Here is a 16,864-nt window from a genome sequence, read left to right on the forward strand (position 1 = left end):
AGACATGACCGAAGAGAAGATCGACGAGACCTCCGAACAGACACCGGAAAAGACTCCGGAGGAGACCTCGCCGAAGCCGAGCCGTGCCGAACTCCTCGAAGAAGAGGGTGAGATCGCCGCGGACTACCTCGAAGAGCTGATGGATCTGGCCGACATCGATGGCGACATCGATATCGATGTCGCCGACGGCCGTGCACAGCTGTCTATCGTCTGCGAGGACGACGAGGACTCTAACCTGGGCACCCTGGTCGGCCGCGAGGGCCGCACCCTCGGTGCGCTTCAGGAACTCAGCCGTCTGGCGGTGCAGACCCAGACCGGTCAGCGGTCATGGCTGATGCTCGATATCGACGGTTTCCGCAACAGCCGTCGCGAAGAGCTGATCAAGAAGGCCAAGCGCGCGATCGCCGAAGTCAAGGACGGCGGCGAGGAGTTCGCTTTCAAGCCGATGAACAGCTTCGAGCGCAAGATCATCCATGACCAAGCAGCTCGTGCCGGCCTGGTCTCGGAGTCCGAGGGTGAGGGCGACGGTCGTCATGTCGTCATCCGGCTCGCCGATGACTGATCAGCCCGAGAACGACCTCGAGCTCTCGACCGAGGCGGAGCTCTCGAACGAGACGACGACAGCGGAGATCGAGTCGCCTCCGGCTGGCACTGAAGAGTACTTCGGTGCGGCTTATCCTGCCGCGCAGCGGTATGCCGAGCACTTGGCCACGACCGGAATCGAGTGGGGGCTCATCGGTCCGCGCGAGGTCGATCGGTTGTGGACTCGGCATATTCTCAACTGCGCTGTGGTTGCCGAATACATCAATGATGATGATGTCGTCGGTGATGTCGGCAGCGGTGCCGGATTGCCGGGTATTCCGATCGCACTGCTGCGCCCCGAGGCGAAGATCGTCCTCATCGAACCGATGGAACGCCGCGTCGAATGGCTGAATATGGTCGTCGACGATCTGGGCCTGAAGAATGTGCGAATCGTGCGTGCACGCGTCGAGGAACTCGTCGACGAGGAGATGTTCACGGTCGTCACCGCACGAGCGGTCAAGGCGATGACGACTCTCATCGAATGGACCCGCGAGGTGATCAGCCCCGGGGGCCGGATCCTCGCCCTCAAGGGAGCTTCCGTCGAAGGCGAGCTGGTCAAAGCGAGGAAACTGATCAAGCGATATCGACTGTCCCAACCTCAGATCCACGTCGTCGATGGCGGCGGCATGCTCGAGGTCCCGAGTCGTGTCGTCGAGATCGTCAAGAAATAGTACGAAGTAGAGTTGGTCTAGGCTGGATGAGAGCCTTGTGAAACCGATGGATGATGGAGTGCGCCCTATGCCGATCATGGATGAGTCGTCTCCCATTGGTGCCGCGATTGCACGGGACAACCGGCGAGCGGATCGACTGTCGCAGTCAACCTTTCCACGGCCGGACTCTACCCGTATCTTCACGATCGCGAACCAGAAGGGTGGCGTCGGAAAGACCACGACGGCGGTGAACATCGCAGCGGCTCTGGCCAATCAAGGTCTCAATGTGCTGCTCGTCGACATCGATCCGCAGGGAAACGCGAGCACTGCCCTGGGAATCGACCACTATTCCGAGGTCACGAGCATCTATGACGTCCTCATCGATGACGTTCCCATGCGCGAGGCAGTGGCGCAGTGTCCGGACTTCGATACTCTCAAATGCGTACCGGCCACCATCGACCTCGCCGGCGCGGAGATCGAACTCGTGTCTCTCGTCGCTCGTGAACAGCGACTGCAACGTGCCTTGGGCATCTACCTGAAGGAGGAGGAAGCAGCGGGAGACCGCGTCGACTACATCATCATCGACTGCCCGCCCAGCCTCGGTCTGCTGACGGTGAACGCTTTCGTGGCCGCTCGCGAGGTCCTCATCCCGATCCAGTGTGAATATTATGCACTCGAGGGTCTCAGCCAGCTGCTGAAGAACATCCAGCTCATCCAGAAGCACCTCAATCCCGAATTGGCCATCACGACGATTCTGCTGACGATGTATGACGGACGGACGAACCTCAGTGCTCAGGTCGCTGAGGATGTGCGCACTCACTTCCCGGAGCAGGTTCTCGGAACTGCCATTCCGCGTTCGGTGAGGATCTCCGAAGCACCGAGCTATGGCCAGACCGTGATCTCATATGACCCAAATTCCAGCGGTGCCCTGTCCTATCGGGAAGCCGCCGAAGAAATTGCGAATCGAGGAGTAAGTCGTGGTTGAACGCAAAAAGAGGGGCCTGGGGCGCGGGCTCGGAGCATTGATTCCCGACGCGAACTCCAATGATCGTCCGGTCGATGTGTTCTTCTCCGGCGGGAACTCGGAAGACGGCAAACGTGAGAGCGAGACGAAGTCGTCACGCACTGCGCGTACGGACCCAGCTGCGTCGATGCAGTCGTCCCGACGACGCAAGCCGAAGGCATCCGGGACAAATCGATCGCCGTCGACCACTACCGGGGCAGATACCGAGACTGAGGCAGCTGCCTCGAAGACAGAGTCCTCGAAGGTCGGGTCGACGAAGGCCGGGTCGACGAAATCGGGAACGGCCAAGGCTGCGTCGTCCACGTCGTCCAAGACTCCTGGGTCCAAGCCCGCGGGTTCGAAGTTGACCGCCTCTAAGTCGACCACGTCTCAGTCGACAGGGACGAAGACGACGGCCTCGAAGACGACGGGAACGAAGGCATCGACGGCGAAGTCGAGCGCAGCGAAGACGAGTTCACCGACGACGAGTGCACCGAAGGCAGCCGGGAGAGGTTCTTCCAGAACTTCCGCTGCCGCCAAATCGACGTCTACTAAGTCGAAGGCTGGGTCTTCTGCTCAACCGCGGTCCGGTTCCTCCTCTGCCTCCCCAGTTGAAAGCGCAGAGAAGGTGTCTGCAGCGCCGAAGAGGACGACTCGAAAGTCAGCGTCCCCCGATGCGGTTTCTGACACGGCAGACGGCTCAGCCAATGTCTCGACTTCAGTGGCGAGTTCGTCTGTTGAATCCAATTCGGTTCAGGTGGCTGACAATGAGGCTGTTGACGCGAGTTCTGACCTCGTCAATGACACTCAGGTCCCAGCGGCCACCTCGGCAGTTGCGTCGGCATCGCCGGCCGATGATGTTGTTCGGGAGACGCATCCCGGCGTATACACGTCGTCTGGGCGAAGCGATGCTGACAATGAGGCGGATGAAAAGGGCCAGTCTGAACGCCGCGGAGTTGACGAGCATGCCGCCACTACGAATGTAGTTGAACCTGAGTCAGTGGATGATGAAGGCGAGAGTCGTCCGGCGGTGACCTCGGAATCAGATGTTTCGACAGCCTCCGAACCAGATATGGGAGAGAGCACTTCAGCTTCAACCGAACAGTCGGGTGACTCCGACACCGCGAAGTCCGACGATGACGGCGAACTCGACGATTTTGAAGGCGTCGAGTCGATTCCGGATACCGAATTCGGTGAGATTGACGTCGATCTCATCGATGCGAACCCCAGGCAGCCGCGAACCGTCTTCGATGAAGATCTGCTGGCGGAGTTGGTCCACAGTATTCGTGAGATCGGTGTCCTTCAGCCTGTCGTCGTCAGGCAGAAGCCGAGCGACCGCTCGCGCTTCGAGCTCATCATGGGCGAGAGGCGTCTTCGTGCGACAAAGGACGCGGGCCTGTCGACGATTCCGGCAATCATTCGGTATGTCGAAGATACAGCCCTTCTCCGTGATGCGCTTCTGGAGAACCTGCATCGAGCAGAGCTCAATCCGCTTGAAGAGGCAGCGGCCTATGGTCAGCTGCTCGAGGACTTCGGCTGTACTCAGGAAGAGCTCTCCGAGCGTATCGGACGATCTCGTCCTCAGATCTCCAATACTCTTCGTCTGCTGCGCCTTCCTCCTCTGGTGCAGAGGCGGGTCGCTGCCGGCGTCATCTCGGCCGGTCACGCTCGAGCGATTCTTGGCCTGCGTGATCCGGAGCATATGGAAGTGCTTGCGCAGCGGATCGTTGCAGAGGGACTGTCCGTTAGGGCATCGGAGGAAGCTGTTGTATTGCTCAACCGAGGCGACTCCATCAATGTTTCACGTGCAACGACGAAGGTGGCCCCGGAGTTTCTGGCGGTAGCTGAACGTTTGGGCGATCGTCTCGACACCAAGGTGAACATCTCCGTTGGCAAACGCAAGGGCAAGCTGAGTGTGGAGTTCGCGAACCAAGACGACCTCGACCGTATTCTCGGTCTTTTGGGAGTATCGAACGAAGACGGTCTCTGAACGCAACACAATAGGTGCTGATGGGCTTCGGGGTGATCGCCCCGAAGCCCATTTCTTTTGGCGCGGACCTTGGTTGAGACGGTCTGTGAGATTCCATGCGTCTGTTCCCTCATATCACTATCGACGATCTCCCGATATGACTTCGCTGATAGGACGGCGGTGCCAGCGTTTCACGTGAAACGAGATAGCTGTAGATCAACGTGAGACGTTCGCACCAGTGATTGAGGTTGTGTGGAGATTCTGGCCCGCTACGGGCAACCAGCTCGAAGTATTCAGATACTAGTTAATATGAACGTGAATAACGATAGGTCGCTTAGCGGGTAGGAGTGCGTTGGTGAAATGGGGAGTTCCAATGTCTATCCGTGGACTCCAGGGATGGATCTCCTCGTAGATGTGGGCAGAGTGCCTGGAACGCTTGCGCTGGGCTCGTGTCAGCTGCACATTGCCTGAAGCGCTGTTTCACGTGAAACAGTCAAGTCAGATCGGTTGCTGGAGATTCTCCTGGAGCACCTCGGTTCTGCTTGAAGACGTGGAGCAGTTCCTGGTGGAGGCTAGACATTCACGAGTGCACTGGTCCTTGTTTCACGTGAAAAGGGGTGCTGCAATTGTTGGGCGATAAGGGACGCGCTAATCTGAAGTCACGTCGTGTCATTACTGAAACTGCTTATATCCATACGCGCCTTGTTGATTCTGGTTTGTCGACATCATTCCCCCTGCTATACGACATGAGTTACTGTTTCACCTGAAACCAGGATTGACGGGTGAGCGAGACTCTGGTGACGACGGCAGTGATGTTCGATCTAGAACGCTGCTTGTGCTCTGATCGCAACGTTCCCCGGACATCGAATTGGGTGGTGATCTGCGGGTTATTAGCTCTCAATTGTCTCTTTTCGAGAGCGGCCCACGCCAGGGTCCACTACGGTGCTCACAATGCTCTGCTGCCTTCTCCGTCAGTCTTCCGAACACGGCTGGAACGCTGCTAATCGGCACGGTATGGCCCACCTAGAGAGTGCATCTGACAATTGACTGATGGCCATCCTCCTGAGTTGGATTCCCATAGACCGGTGGATACTAGCCGATTGCTCTGTCCACCTATATGAAGTAGAACAGAGATGTCTTCTCGGCGTTTCACGTGGAACAATGAGTTTGCCGGTCGTATTCGGAAGCCGGATGCATCGGTGGGGTTGGCTGCTGTTGCAAGAACGTCTGCCACTCAAGGTTCACGCTTGCCATTTGGTGACGGATCTATTGCTGACATCATGTGGTGATAGCTCTAGAACAGGCTGAAGTGTGTCAGGAGTGCTCTGCCTAGGAGCCGATTTAGATTCCATTCGCGCGAGTGGAAGGGAGGACGGGCTGAATTGAGGTGATGTGACTCGGAGAGTACGTCCACCGATGTGACGGATCTACCGCCCTTTGTCATATGATGTACCGATCGTAAGGCGCATGTTTCACGTGCAACCTCGTTCTAACCGAGCATTTCTGATCGTGGTGCTGGAAGAGGTAGCTTGAGTATAGGACACGGTACCGACGTCGTACTTAGGGAGCTCAGGTACTCTGTTCTTTACCGTTGTCGGGTCTGGCATAATTCCTTGTACTGTGGTCACGCGTCCGCCGTACTCAGTCCGTGTCACGTAGCCGGGCTCAGCATAGTTCGGCTTATGCACCTTCTGTCCGATGGCAGATTCTTTGTGGGCTTGTCACTCGGTTCGGCCGGTGTTCTCCCGACTGGTTTCAGATATAGGGTGCCTGGATTCAGGTAGGAGGTACGTTTCACGTGAAACGAATTCTGGCGCTCATCGTATCGATGCCGGTTACAGTCGCCTTTCGCCCCTGGAATGATTGCTCTTCGACAGGGGGCGACATATGTGAACGGTCGAGGTCGCCCAGTGGTTTCGATCTGCTGAACCGAGCTGGCAACGAGTCTGTGTCTTCCACATTGGCGGCAACTAGCAGTACAGGCGGATTCTGAATCTCGTTGTTTCACGTGAAACAACCCGCCCCGTACGCTAGGGTCGCGGCTAATTCAGCGTTGCCTTGAAGTTGAGAGAACGGCCTCATCGGCTCTCGATCAGTTGGATGTTGATCTGGGACTTCTCAGAGCCCGATGCCCGGCAACTCGATGTGCCGAAGGTGAGAACTTGCTGCTACGTCTTTTGGAGGCGTTTGTCAATCAGTCGTTCGCGAAGATGGCGCTCGAGCGGCGATTAGAACCGGTGTGTCCGACATCGCTTTAGCAGCGAACGGGCGGGATGTTTCGACGCCATAAGAATGCTCTGGTGTCAGCCAGGGCTGGTCGGTAATGTTGGTATAGTCACTGGTGTTCTGCCATCGGACGGAGTCTTAAGATGGTTTCACGTGAAACGAAGGAACCGTTCTAGTCCTGTTCTCCATCGGCGGCCGTATGAGATTGAATCAGCCTGCGTGTATTGCCGGTGCTAGAGCCTACGGGTTGTGTTCAGTAGTTTCAGACAGTAGTTACATGTCAAAGTAGGCTCGTTCTTCAACGGAAACCGCTGCAAATCCGAGTGACGCGTCGGTTGAATTGTGCACAGCCTGCCGTTTCACGTGAAACATACCGCGGCCGAGTCCATGCTGCGATTTCTGCTGTGTTCGTTACGCGCGCTGTGCGGCCGAAGAGCGAATCGACTTATGGCGGTTGTATGCCTTGTTTCGAGGCTGTATCAGCCTGTCATCGGTGTTTGTAGGTGGCGCCTTGTCTCTGTCTTTAGTCATATGGTGATATGTCCCCTCGGTTTCAAGATCGAGGTGAGAAGAGCGGTGCTCCTGTTCGAGGAACACGGCTCTGGAGGCATCGAGGTTGAAGCTGGATGACTAGTTCAGAGCCTTGATGGCATCGAGACTGAGAGTACCGGTCTGAGGATCTTTGTCTTCCATAATGTAGAGGCGTTGGAGCGCAGCGGCTATGCCATCGGCGATCGCGTCTCTCACCTGCGGATCCTGGAGGTTCTCAAGATCGTCTTTGTTGGTGAGGTAACCGCTGACGACATGCACCTTCGGTGTCTTCAGTCGCTTGAGTGATGACCATGTGCGCGCATGCGTGCGGCAGTCCTGCATTCCGGTCCGTGCGACCAATTCTCCTTGGATGAGCTCCGCCAGCTTCTGCCCCGTCGGCGAGTTGAGATCCGACTGGCGTTCGTGGCCGAAGTAGAAGGTTGCCAGTCCGTTGGCATCCTTGGATTTGCTGACATCTGCTGTGACGGTGATGACTGCAGATGCACCGAGTGTATCTGCGCGATTGACCTCGACAGCATCGCCTTCGAGGAGGATTGCCCCAGCACCGATTGCTTCCAAGCGTCCGACAAGGCGGCTTGCTATGTCCGAAGTGATCTGACGCTCGAGGGCAGCTTGCTCGTCGGTCATCGGCAATGTCTGAAAATCTACAACTGTAGTTGCCGCCTCAATGACGAAAGTGCGGCCGACTAGGGACGTACCCGAAGCCGCTACGCGTGCACGCTCCTGAAGCGCGAAGAGATTGCCGGTGTCCTGGTTGCGGTCGATCGCGTTGAGTCCGCGCAGAGTCTGCGGCCCCGTCACACCGTCGACCTTCGTACCCAGACTCATCTGCAGTTCCTTGACCGCTGCCTCGGTCAGAGACGCGTACTCGGAATCGATACGACCCGGATAGAAGCCCAAGCCGGCGAGTTTGGTCTGGAGGTCGACGACGTCATCGCCTGTCAGCACTCTGACGGGGTCGAATCGGAGCACACGGTCGCCCAACTGATAGCGAGCCTGCTCGAGCGCAGAAAACGTCTCAGGGCCCAACACACCGTCGCAGAGGATCCCCCGGTCCTGCTGGAACTGGCGGACACCCAACTCAAAAGCACGATCGAAGTCCGGGGTCTCGGTATCGCCGACATGGAGCCCCAATCGGGCCATCTGAGCTTTGATATTGGGCAGCATCTCGGAAGTGTCGCCGCGCGAATAGCGCGGTAAGTTCGTGTTCGTCAATGCGGTGCCAATCGTCGGTGATGCGTTTCGAGGGTCAGTGTTCAGGGGCGCTCAGAAATGCCTAAGGCGCCCGTTGATACTACAACAGGCGCCTTAGAACTCGATCAGATGAAGTCGGAGAGCTCATCCTCGAGGGCGGGCTTCGGACGTGCGCCGATGATGGTCTTGGCGACTTCGCCGTCCTTGAAGACGTAGAGCGCCGGAATCGAGGTGATTCCATAGGTGCTTGCGGTCTCGAGGTTCTCGTCAGTGTTGACCTTGACCACGTTGAGCTTGTCTCCGTGCTCTTCGGCGATCTGGTCGACGATGGGGCTGACCATACGGCAGGGGCCGCACCAAGGAGCCCAGAAATCGACGAGTACGGGCTTGTCGGACTTCAGTACGTTCTCTTCGAACGTGGCATCGGTGACTTCTGTCGACATGAGTAACCTTCCTTCACAACGAATGTCTCTATCAGAACAGTGGAGCTGGATCTTTCATTCCCGGGCCTATTCGCTCGGCCGGATGGTGCTGTCAAGTGCAGCTTTACAAGCGGGCGGATCGGGGTCAGGAAGCGACTGAGGCCTCGGGCACTGCTGCCTCCGCCATAGCGGGCTTTGAAGCAGCGTCAAGGTCACCGAGGTAGTGTTCGGCGTCGAGCGCGGCTGAGCAGCCCGAACCGGCTGCAGTGATGGCCTGACGGTAGACCGAGTCGATGACGTCGCCGGCTGCGAAGACGCCCTCGACAGACGTCTTCGAGGTGCGACCGTCGACGCTGAGGTACCCGTCGGCGCGCATCTCAAGCTGATCGGCGAACAGGCTTGTGCGCGGGTCGGAACCGATAGCCACGAACATGCCGGTCACAGGCAGTTCTGAGGTCTCCCCGGTCACCGTGTTGCGGACGGTCAGCCCAGTGAGGGAGTCTTCGCCGTGGACTTCGGCGACCTCGGAGTCGAGGAGGAACTCGAGCTTCTCATCGGCGTTCGCGCGGTCCTGCATAGCCTGCGAGGCACGCAGTTCCTGCCGGCGGTGGACCAAAGTGACCTTGGACGCGAAACGGGTGAGGAATGTGGCCTCTTCAAGCGCGGAGTCGCCGCCGCCGATGACAGCGATGTGCTGATCACGGAAGAAGAATCCGTCACAGGTGGCACACCAGCTGACTCCGTGCCCGGAGAGCTTCTTCTCATTGGGCAGTCCGAGTTCGCGGTATGCCGAGCCGGTCGCCAGGATGACGGCCTTTGCTGTGTAGCGCGACCCCAGAGCGGTCTCGATCTCGTGAGCACCCGGGTTGAGTTTGAGGGTCTCGACATCGTCGTAGATGACCTCGGCACCGAACTTCTCAGCCTGCTCTCGCATGCTCTCCATGAGTTCGGGCCCCTGTACACCGGCGGGGAATCCGGGGAAGTTCTCGACGTCTGTGGTGTTCATCAGTTCGCCGCCTGCGGTCACCGATCCTGCGATGACGACCGGCGAGAGGTTCGCACGGGCCGCGTAGACGGCTGCGGTGTAGCCGGCCGGCCCCGATCCGATGATCACCAGTTGAGTATCAGTCATGTGAAAAGTTCCCTGCTTCTATCTGCTGTGCTCAGCGCGCCGCGGAGTGCCGCGCGAAATGACGTTCGTATCTACAACGGTACGGTGCCGCGGACTATTCCGCACCCGCATTCTGTCCGGCATCAGGGTACGAGGAACTGCTGGTCGGTTCAGAAGAACTTCACAGAGCTGATTGTGGCCTTATAGCCGCCGTCGGTCTGCGGCAGTTCAGTGACCCAGAGGATGAGTTTGTCCGTCTTGACCTCTTCATCGAACTCCACGGTGACGGCGCCGTCGGCATCGAAGACGCCTTCGCCGATGACCTTCGCGTCCTCGGGTTCGTCACCGTCACGGATCTCGAACTTGCCGCCGGAGTTCCCCGACGCCACCTTCACCTTGCTCATGGTGGTCTCGTCCTCGAACTCGAAGAGCAGACCGACACCGGATTTGAGATTGCCGAAGCTCGCCGAGTTGTACCGGTCCGTGTTCCAGGACCCTTCGGTCTTTGGAATGACGTTCTCGGTTTCACTGTCGTGTTCCGATCCGTCGCCTTCAGGGTCGAGGGATTCGACCGTCTTGATCTTCGGAGGATCGGCTTTCGGAGTCTCCTTCTCTTCCTTCTTCGTCGGCTTCTCGCTCGCTGCGGACGTCTCGGAGACTGGAGTGGACTCCTCATCCCCCGAGTTGAAGCCGATGATGACGATGCCCAGCACGATTGCGGCAACGACCGCGAGGCCGAGAACCAGCCACAGGAAGGGCTTCCGAGTGGCCGCTGGATCACGTTCGTCGGGACCTGCTCCACCCGAACCGCTGCCTGTACCGCCGGAAGCCGCGCCGCCGACAGCACCACCGGCGCTGGCACCTCCTGCCGTGGCCGAAGCAGCTGCGGGTGCGGAGCTCGAGGCTGATGAACCGGAGGACTTCGCTGCACCGCCCGCCGCGGCAGCACCGGCAACGGCTGCTGCCGCGGCACCTGCTGTCCCCGCAGCCTCGTTTCGGTTCTTCACAGACCCAGCCTGGGCTGCACCGGTCGAATCGCTGTGCTGTTGGCGCGGTTTCCCGGCCTTGCGCTCAGCAGGGCGCACAGATTCGGAGCCTTCAGCCGCCTCGGCGCGGGACTCACCACCGGTGTTCCGGTTGTCGACTGCACTGCGATCGTCAACGGAGTCCGGGGACAGCCGGCGCATCTCCTTCGGCGGTGCGGCAGCATTGGCTTCCTGCTGACGGGCAGTCGAACTCGCCTCGAAGGCGGCAAGCCGCCTTCGCGCTTCGTCTTCCTTGGCCTTCGCGATGCGCCGTTCGCGTTCATACTCGCGTCGCTGATGCTCGCGTTGCTGTTCATTGGTTTCGAACATGCCGCCGAGGAACCAGGAACCGTCGTCCTCGTCCTCGCCGTCCATGATCACGCGAGTATCGTTGTCATCACCTTCGTCGGCGTACTCGGGGACGATCTCAAGTGCCTGAGTGTCAGGGTCCGAATCGTCATCCCGGCTCATGATCGGGGTCGTGAGGTTCTCGTCGTATTCGTGCTCCGCGTACTCCGAATACTCCGAATACGTCTGCTCCGGCTGCCATTCCTCCCAGTCCTGAGCGGCGCTGTCGAGTTGTTCCTTCGCGATCGGGAAGCTCGAGGCCTCGCGCATCTGCATCCGATCGGCATACCGGCCCGTGGTGCTTCCGACCACTCCGGCGGCCAGTCCCCGCGTTCCCGGACGAGTGATTCCGATGCGCACCAGGGCGGCCTGCACCTGATCTTCGCTGGCGCTGGTCGAACCCCCGGGACCAGGTCCGATGGTCTTCGAGCGTGGAGCGGGCAGGCTGGTGGCCTCATCGAAGCTGCGCGGCGACTGATCGAACAGATTCTCGTTCTCCGCCACCGGAGCACGATTGACGTAGCGCAGCAGTTCCGGGTCCCACTTGTCGATATAGCCGAGAACCTCGGCGACCGAACCCGGACCGGGATCCGAACCTGTGATGATTCCACTGACGAAATCATCGAGTCTGTCAGGGACCTCGGGGTTGAGCGCCTGTGCCCGGGCGATCCGGGCGTTCTCCTTCTCCGCAGGAGGAATACCGTCGAATGCCTCTTCACCGGGCCAGTATCCGGTCAGAGCCGTGTAGAAGAGCTGGACGAGCGCGAGAGCGTCTCGACGTGAGGCCTTGGTCGGCGTGTAGTCCTTCTGCTCGACGAGCCCGGTGTCCAGCGCCAGTGCCGCATCGATGCCGATGCCTGCGATGACCACCGCACCCTTCGACGTCAGACCGACCAGACTCGGACGCAGGAACATGTGGAACAGTCCCCGCCTGGCCGAGGTCACGAGCGCCGAGCCGACCTCGCCGATGAGTGCGCAGGCGGCGTCGACGGGCAGCGGCGAACGCGGCAGGATCTGGTTGAACGGCGTCACCGCGATGCGCTTGATGACGATGTAGTCCAGCCCGTTGGAATGGCCGACGTCGAGCGTCGGGGCGATGCGCGGGTCACCGAGGATCGATACACGACGAGCGGCTTCGAGGACGTCGTTGGAACCGTCGGCATCGGCGACGAGGATGAGCACGGGTTCATCGAGGATCGCATCGAGTCCTGTGCAGACAGCACCGACCTCGGGCTTTTCGGGGAGCCATCGGCGGTCGACGGTCGATACGACATAGCGGCCGGCCACCACCATGCCGGGTTCGATATCGATCAGGGCGACCACCTCCGGTGGGGATTGACGGGGCTCAGGCTGTTTTCCTTAGTTTTCCAGCTACCACGCCAATAATCGAATGCAACTCTCTGACTCTGAGCAAATAACAAGCTCCGATGAAGAACAGGAGCATCACGGTGCCGACGGCAGCCGTGGTGATGAACGCCTGCCAGCGTCCTGCCAAGGCGAAGTCCGGGAAGAAGTAGAGCAGACCGAACCCAGCACCTGCGGCGACGATCGCCGCGAGAAGGAACTTCATGTGCGAGGTGAGGATTCCGCGCAGGTCGATGGCGCCGAGGCGCTTCTTCAGGACCGCAAACGAGATGATCATCGCCATCAGATATCCGAGGCTCATGACGAGACCGATGATAGCGACCGTCACCGACTTCGGGAAGATCGATACCGAGAGCACTGCCAGGGACTGGAAGATGATCTGCGGCAGCTGTATGAGGAACGGGGTCTTCGCATCCCCGTATGCGTAGAACACCCGCTGCGCGAGATAGTTCGCGCTGAAGGGAACGAGGCCGAAGACCATCGTGATGATGACCAGACCGATGGCCATGGCCTGTTCGCGACCAGGACCGGCAATGATCATCGCCACCGGTGAGGCGAGGACGACGAGGGCGGCAAGGGCGAAGGTGTTGACCATCCCGACCATCCGAACACCCATCGAGAAGTCGCCGACGACAGCCTCGGTGTCCTCCTCGGCCGCGTTCTTCGCCAGAGAGGTGAACAGCGCCGTGGCCAGAGACACCGCGATGAGCGAATGCGGGAGCATGAACACAAGGTAGGCGTTCGTATAAGCGGCGTTCGAGGCGTTTCCGTCACCGGGGATCGACGCCCCCGAGGCCACACGGGAGATGATGAGGAAGCCGATCTGGCCGATGAGCATGGCTGCGAACGTCCAGAAGGCTACCTTGCCGGCTGAGCCGAGACCGACTCCCCGGAATCCGAACGTCGGCCTGTACTTGAAGCCGATGCGCTTGAGCGGCCAGATGAGGATGAGCGCCTGAGCCGCGACGCCGAGGGTCGCCGTTCCGGCGATGAGGGCGATCTTGTCCGGGGTCCAGGTGTCGAGCCCGTGCGGAGACGCATTGTTCGTGCCGAAGATGAGGATGAAGACGGCAAGTCCTGCGATCGCGACGACGTTGTTGAGCACCGGTGCCCACATATAAGGACCGAACGACGACTTCGCATTGAGCACCTGGCCCAGCAGAGTGTAGAGGCCGTAGAAGAACAGCTGCGGCAGACACCAGAATGCGAAAGCCGTAGCCAGCGCCATCTGCTCCTCGCTCCACCCCGAAGAGTAGAGCCAGACGAGCAGCGGGGCAGCGGCGGTGGCGATGATGCTCACACCGGCAAGGAGCAGGAACGACAGCGTCAACAGTCGATTCGTGAAGTCGGCACCGCCGTCTTCCCGTTTGGAGGCACGCACGATCTGCGGGACGAGGACAGCATTGACCACGCCGCCGGCCAGCAGCATGTAGAGGGTGTTCGGCACCTTGTTGGCAATATCGAAGGCATCGGCCTGGACCGCCGTGACTCCGATCGCCATGGCCAGCATCGAGGCTTTGACGAAACCGAGCACACGCGAGGTCATGGTGCCGGCGGTCATGATCGCCGAGGACCGGGCCAGGGATGAGAAGCTGGACACGCTCTACCTCTTTTCGGGGTCGTCGGTCTTGGCGCGGGCCATCGCATCGGCCAGCTGCTGTTCGGGGATCTTCGGTCGCCCCCGAGAAATGGTCTTGATCAAGCCGATCACGAACACCACGGCCAGGGCCAATCCGATCACAGCGGTGCCGATGTTCTCCCAATCGGCGCGGACCCGAACCATGAGTGATTCCTGCTTGGGCAGGACCACCTCGTCGGCGGTGACCATCTCGATCGTCGTCGGCACATCGGAGTTGGCGAGGCCCTCGACGGGCACGTCCACACGCATCGTCTCCGCGGCCGGCACCTTCACGGTCTCCGTCTCCTGCGCCCGCAGCTGCGGAGTGTTCGGCTTCATCCGGATCCGCAGTGTCGCCTCGGCGGGGGAATCATTGACGATCGTGACCGGAATCGTCGTCTTCTCGCCGGTGACGAGGAGGACGGACGATCCCTTGCGCAGGTGCAGACTGTCCATGAGGTTCTCGCTCTGCTCGCGGGCCTGACCGGCGCAGATGTTCGCGTTCCGGCCCAGGGTCCACGCCGCCGAGGTGCAGGTGAGGAGTTCGCGGTCGAGCCGGATATCGGCACTGGCACGGTCGCTGAAGGCGCTGTTGAAGTCCTCCTGGTTCGCCCGGGTCTCGGCCAGCGACTCCACGGCCCTCTTCCGGATGTGCGGAGCATCGGAATCCGTCCGCAGCAGCCCGCGCGCCTCGGAGCTGGAATCGAGGATCTTGTCGACCCCAGTGGGAGCGATCCACGGTGCCGAGCTCAGTTCCTCGACGGTCTGTTCCCAATTCGCCGAGGCGGCCGCGCGTGGGAGCGGAACGAACAGGCTGCGAGTGCGGTAGGGCGCCTCGGATTGGATCACCGCGGACTCCGCGACGAGCTCGGACAGTGCCCCGGCCGGGTTGTCCTCGGCGATCGCCTCGGCGCTCATGTCAGTGAGCTTCGTATCCGAGATGAGAGTGTCGATCGTCGACTCCCCGTCGTCGGTGATCGTCGTCTGCGAATGCGCATCATCGTGGATGCCGGTGATCGAAGGCTGCTGACCATCGCTGAGGATCGCGGTGGAATTGCCCGACTTCTTCAGTGCCCGCAGCCCGTTCTTCGTCGCACTTCCGGCAACCGGCCAAGCGATGTCCGTGCGGGCATCGGGGAAGACGTCCTTGACGATCTCGCGCTGCTTCTGAGCGAAGGAGCTCAGTCGGTCGATCTTCGTCCCGCGCAGGGCGCTGAGATCGGGATCGCCGTAGGGCAGAGCGACGACCGTGTGCTTCTGCGCCGCCTCCACGAAGTCCTGATACCAGGAATCGAGGCGTTTGCGCTGCTTCTCTGCGGCTTCGAATTCGGCACCGCTGGAATCGGCGTCATCGTTCTCCGGTGCTCCGACCGGTGGCGACTGAGTCTCCTCACCGCTTCCCCCGTCGGGCTCTTCGGTCTCCTCCGGTGCGTCGGCGGGAGGCGGTTCGGCGATCGCGGCTTCGAAGGAAGCGATGATTCGCGGGTCGATCGCCAGAGCGAGCTCTTTGTGTTCCAGCAGCTTCGCGATCGTGTCGAGCGAACCGCCTTCGGCGATGGCGGCATCGAGCCGGTCGGAAGGGATGAGCCCGCCCTCGGAGTGGCCGGGCAGGGTGACGGGAGCGAGCAGGCTGATCTTCGTCTGATCGAACTCCGGATCCGGGTACCACGTGGTGAAGCCGAGCGCAGAGGCCCGCAGACCGGTGTCGTCGCCGAGCTGAACCGCCAGCCCCCGCGGGCCCCAGGAACTCACGGGTGAGGACTTGCTCAGGTCGAGGTCATCGGCGGGCACGCGGAAGGTGAATTCCGCGGAGGTGCCGGGATCGATGGTGTCGTCGAACGAGGTGTCGAGGGTGATTCCCGAGCTGTCATCGGAAGCGGCGTCCTTGTCCTTCTTCGCCTTCTTCCTCGCTTCGGTTCCATCATGTTCGAGATCGGCGACGGTGCGGTGCTGTGCCTGTCCCTGCTTCCAGGAGGTCAGGCGGGATTCGGAATCGAGCTTGCGAGTCGACATCTGCAGGCTCAGGCTCGGCTTCTCGACCGCCTTCTTCGTCGTGTTCGAGATCGTTCCCCGCACGGTCAGCGTGCCCTTGTCATCGATCCACGGAGTCACCTCGTCGAGGGTGATCGAGACCTCCCCCTTCTTCGCATCGGTGTCCGCGTCGGTATTCGCATCGGTGCTGGCAGCGGCCGGGGCGGCATCGATCAGCGGGTATGCGAAAACCGGCCCTGCGAGCAGCAGGAGCGTGCTCAGCAGGGCGGTGAGGAATCGCAGTCGGCGGATGGGAATGGGTTTCACTGCTCCAGTCGGGACACCATCGGTCGGGCGGCGGCGACGATTCGGCGCTCATTGGCGAACGAGAGTCGCGAACGAAGGTCATTGAAGGGCACCCACGCCGCATCGATCGCTTCTTGGTCAGGATCATTATCCACGGTCAGAGTCCCCGACTGTGCACGCAACAGGAAATGGTGGACGAGTTTGTGGATCCGGATTCCGGTCACGGTGAACCAGTAGTCGACGGTTCCCAGCGGGCAGATGATCTGCCCCGCGATCCCGGTCTCCTCTTCGACCTCACGGCGGGCCGCCTCGGCGGGGGTCTCCGTTCCTTCGAGATGCCCCTTGGGAAGGCACCATTCGATCCGGCCGGCGCGATTGATGCGCGCGATGACGGCCACGGTCAGCTTCGGATGAGAGAAGTCGACAACGATGCCACCGGCGGAGATCTCCTCCACTGTGGTGCGGCGGGACGTGCGGGGTCCCGGCTTGGGCATCGGTGTGGTCATTCTCCTACCTTAGTAG

General features: G+C 60.4%; 12 protein-coding genes. 4 read left to right on the top strand and 8 right to left on the bottom strand.

Annotation, left to right across the window (positions count from 1 at the left end; translation table 11 throughout):
• The first annotated feature begins 4 nt into the window (after nt 1-4).
• The 3 genes from D3I60_RS09165 (at nt 5) to D3I60_RS09175 (ending at nt 2,217) form a co-directional block, all read left to right on the top strand.
• Complete coding sequence (locus D3I60_RS09165; RefSeq protein ID WP_262775824.1) at nt 5-562, top strand: Jag family protein; 558 nt, start codon at nt 5-7, stop codon at nt 560-562.
• Nucleotides 555-1,253, top strand: coding sequence for a 16S rRNA (guanine(527)-N(7))-methyltransferase RsmG (gene rsmG, locus D3I60_RS09170; RefSeq protein WP_262775826.1), 699 nt, complete (start codon nt 555-557; stop codon nt 1,251-1,253). The genes D3I60_RS09165 and rsmG overlap by 8 nt, the downstream gene beginning before the upstream one ends.
• Nucleotides 1,254-1,320: 67 nt before the next feature.
• Nucleotides 1,321-2,217: a ParA family protein gene (locus D3I60_RS09175; RefSeq protein ID WP_262775827.1), complete on the top strand. Its 897-nt coding sequence runs from the start codon at nt 1,321-1,323 to the stop codon at nt 2,215-2,217.
• A gap of 408 nt (nt 2,218-2,625) precedes the next feature.
• On the opposite strand, the gene D3I60_RS09180 is transcribed toward D3I60_RS09175, so the two are convergent.
• Entirely contained in the window at nt 2,626-2,775 is a 150-nt protein-coding gene (locus D3I60_RS09180) for a hypothetical protein (RefSeq protein ID WP_262775828.1), read from the bottom strand.
• Between the two features lie 217 nt (nt 2,776-2,992).
• Here D3I60_RS09180 and D3I60_RS09185 point away from each other — a divergent pair, with 217 nt between their 5' ends.
• Nucleotides 2,993-4,225: a ParB/RepB/Spo0J family partition protein gene (locus D3I60_RS09185; protein ID WP_262775829.1), complete on the top strand. Its 1,233-nt coding sequence runs from the start codon at nt 2,993-2,995 to the stop codon at nt 4,223-4,225.
• A gap of 2,835 nt (nt 4,226-7,060) precedes the next feature.
• Here the strand turns inward: D3I60_RS09185 and D3I60_RS09190 are convergent.
• The 7 genes from D3I60_RS09190 to D3I60_RS09220 all read right to left on the bottom strand — a co-directional run bounded on the left by D3I60_RS09190 (nt 7,061) and on the right by D3I60_RS09220 (nt 16,848).
• Entirely contained in the window at nt 7,061-8,149 is a 1,089-nt protein-coding gene (locus tag D3I60_RS09190; RefSeq protein WP_262775830.1) for an N-acetylmuramoyl-L-alanine amidase, read from the bottom strand.
• Between the two features lie 152 nt (nt 8,150-8,301).
• On the bottom strand, nt 8,302-8,619 hold the full coding sequence (gene trxA, locus D3I60_RS09195) for a thioredoxin (protein ID WP_039211718.1): 318 nt from the start codon (nt 8,617-8,619) through the stop codon (nt 8,302-8,304).
• 124 nt (nt 8,620-8,743) lie between these two features.
• Nucleotides 8,744-9,730 carry a thioredoxin-disulfide reductase gene (gene trxB, locus D3I60_RS09200; protein ID WP_262775832.1) on the bottom strand — a complete coding sequence of 329 codons (987 nt, stop codon included), beginning with the start codon at nt 9,728-9,730 and terminating at the stop codon, nt 8,744-8,746.
• Between the two features lie 149 nt (nt 9,731-9,879).
• A complete protein-coding gene (locus D3I60_RS09205; protein ID WP_262775833.1) occupies nt 9,880-12,405 on the bottom strand; it encodes a virulence factor MviN in 2,526 nt (841 codons plus the stop codon).
• A 22-nt stretch (nt 12,406-12,427) separates the two neighbouring features.
• Nucleotides 12,428-14,047, bottom strand: a complete 1,620-nt coding sequence (gene murJ / locus D3I60_RS09210; RefSeq protein WP_262775835.1) for a murein biosynthesis integral membrane protein MurJ — start codon at nt 14,045-14,047, stop codon at nt 12,428-12,430.
• 3 nt (nt 14,048-14,050) lie between these two features.
• On the bottom strand, nt 14,051-16,363 hold the full coding sequence (locus tag D3I60_RS09215) for a DUF6049 family protein (RefSeq protein ID WP_262775836.1): 2,313 nt from the start codon (nt 16,361-16,363) through the stop codon (nt 14,051-14,053).
• Nucleotides 16,360-16,848, bottom strand: coding sequence for an NUDIX domain-containing protein (locus tag D3I60_RS09220; RefSeq protein ID WP_062240424.1), 489 nt, complete (start codon nt 16,846-16,848; stop codon nt 16,360-16,362). The genes D3I60_RS09215 and D3I60_RS09220 overlap by 4 nt, the downstream gene beginning before the upstream one ends.
• Nucleotides 16,849-16,864 lie beyond the last annotated feature (16 nt).

It is taken from the genome of Brevibacterium permense (assembly GCF_025506275.1).
Lineage (GTDB): Bacteria > Actinomycetota > Actinomycetes > Actinomycetales > Brevibacteriaceae > Brevibacterium > Brevibacterium permense_A.

What these genes read in the sequence shown, in the direction of transcription:
- D3I60_RS09165 (WP_262775824.1), top strand. Translation starts at nt 5, where the DNA reads ATGACCGAAGAGAAGATCGACGAGACCTCCGAACAGACACCGGAAAAG.
- rsmG (WP_262775826.1), top strand. Translation starts at nt 555, where the DNA reads ATGACTGATCAGCCCGAGAACGACCTCGAGCTCTCGACCGAGGCGGAG.
- D3I60_RS09175 (WP_262775827.1), top strand. Translation starts at nt 1,321, where the DNA reads ATGCCGATCATGGATGAGTCGTCTCCCATTGGTGCCGCGATTGCACGG.
- D3I60_RS09190 (WP_262775830.1), bottom strand. Translation starts at nt 8,149, where the DNA reads ATGCTGCCCAATATCAAAGCTCAGATGGCCCGATTGGGGCTCCATGTC.
- trxA (WP_039211718.1), bottom strand. Translation starts at nt 8,619, where the DNA reads ATGTCGACAGAAGTCACCGATGCCACGTTCGAAGAGAACGTACTGAAG.
- trxB (WP_262775832.1), bottom strand. Translation starts at nt 9,730, where the DNA reads ATGACTGATACTCAACTGGTGATCATCGGATCGGGGCCGGCCGGCTAC.
- D3I60_RS09220 (WP_062240424.1), bottom strand. Translation starts at nt 16,848, where the DNA reads ATGACCACACCGATGCCCAAGCCGGGACCCCGCACGTCCCGCCGCACC.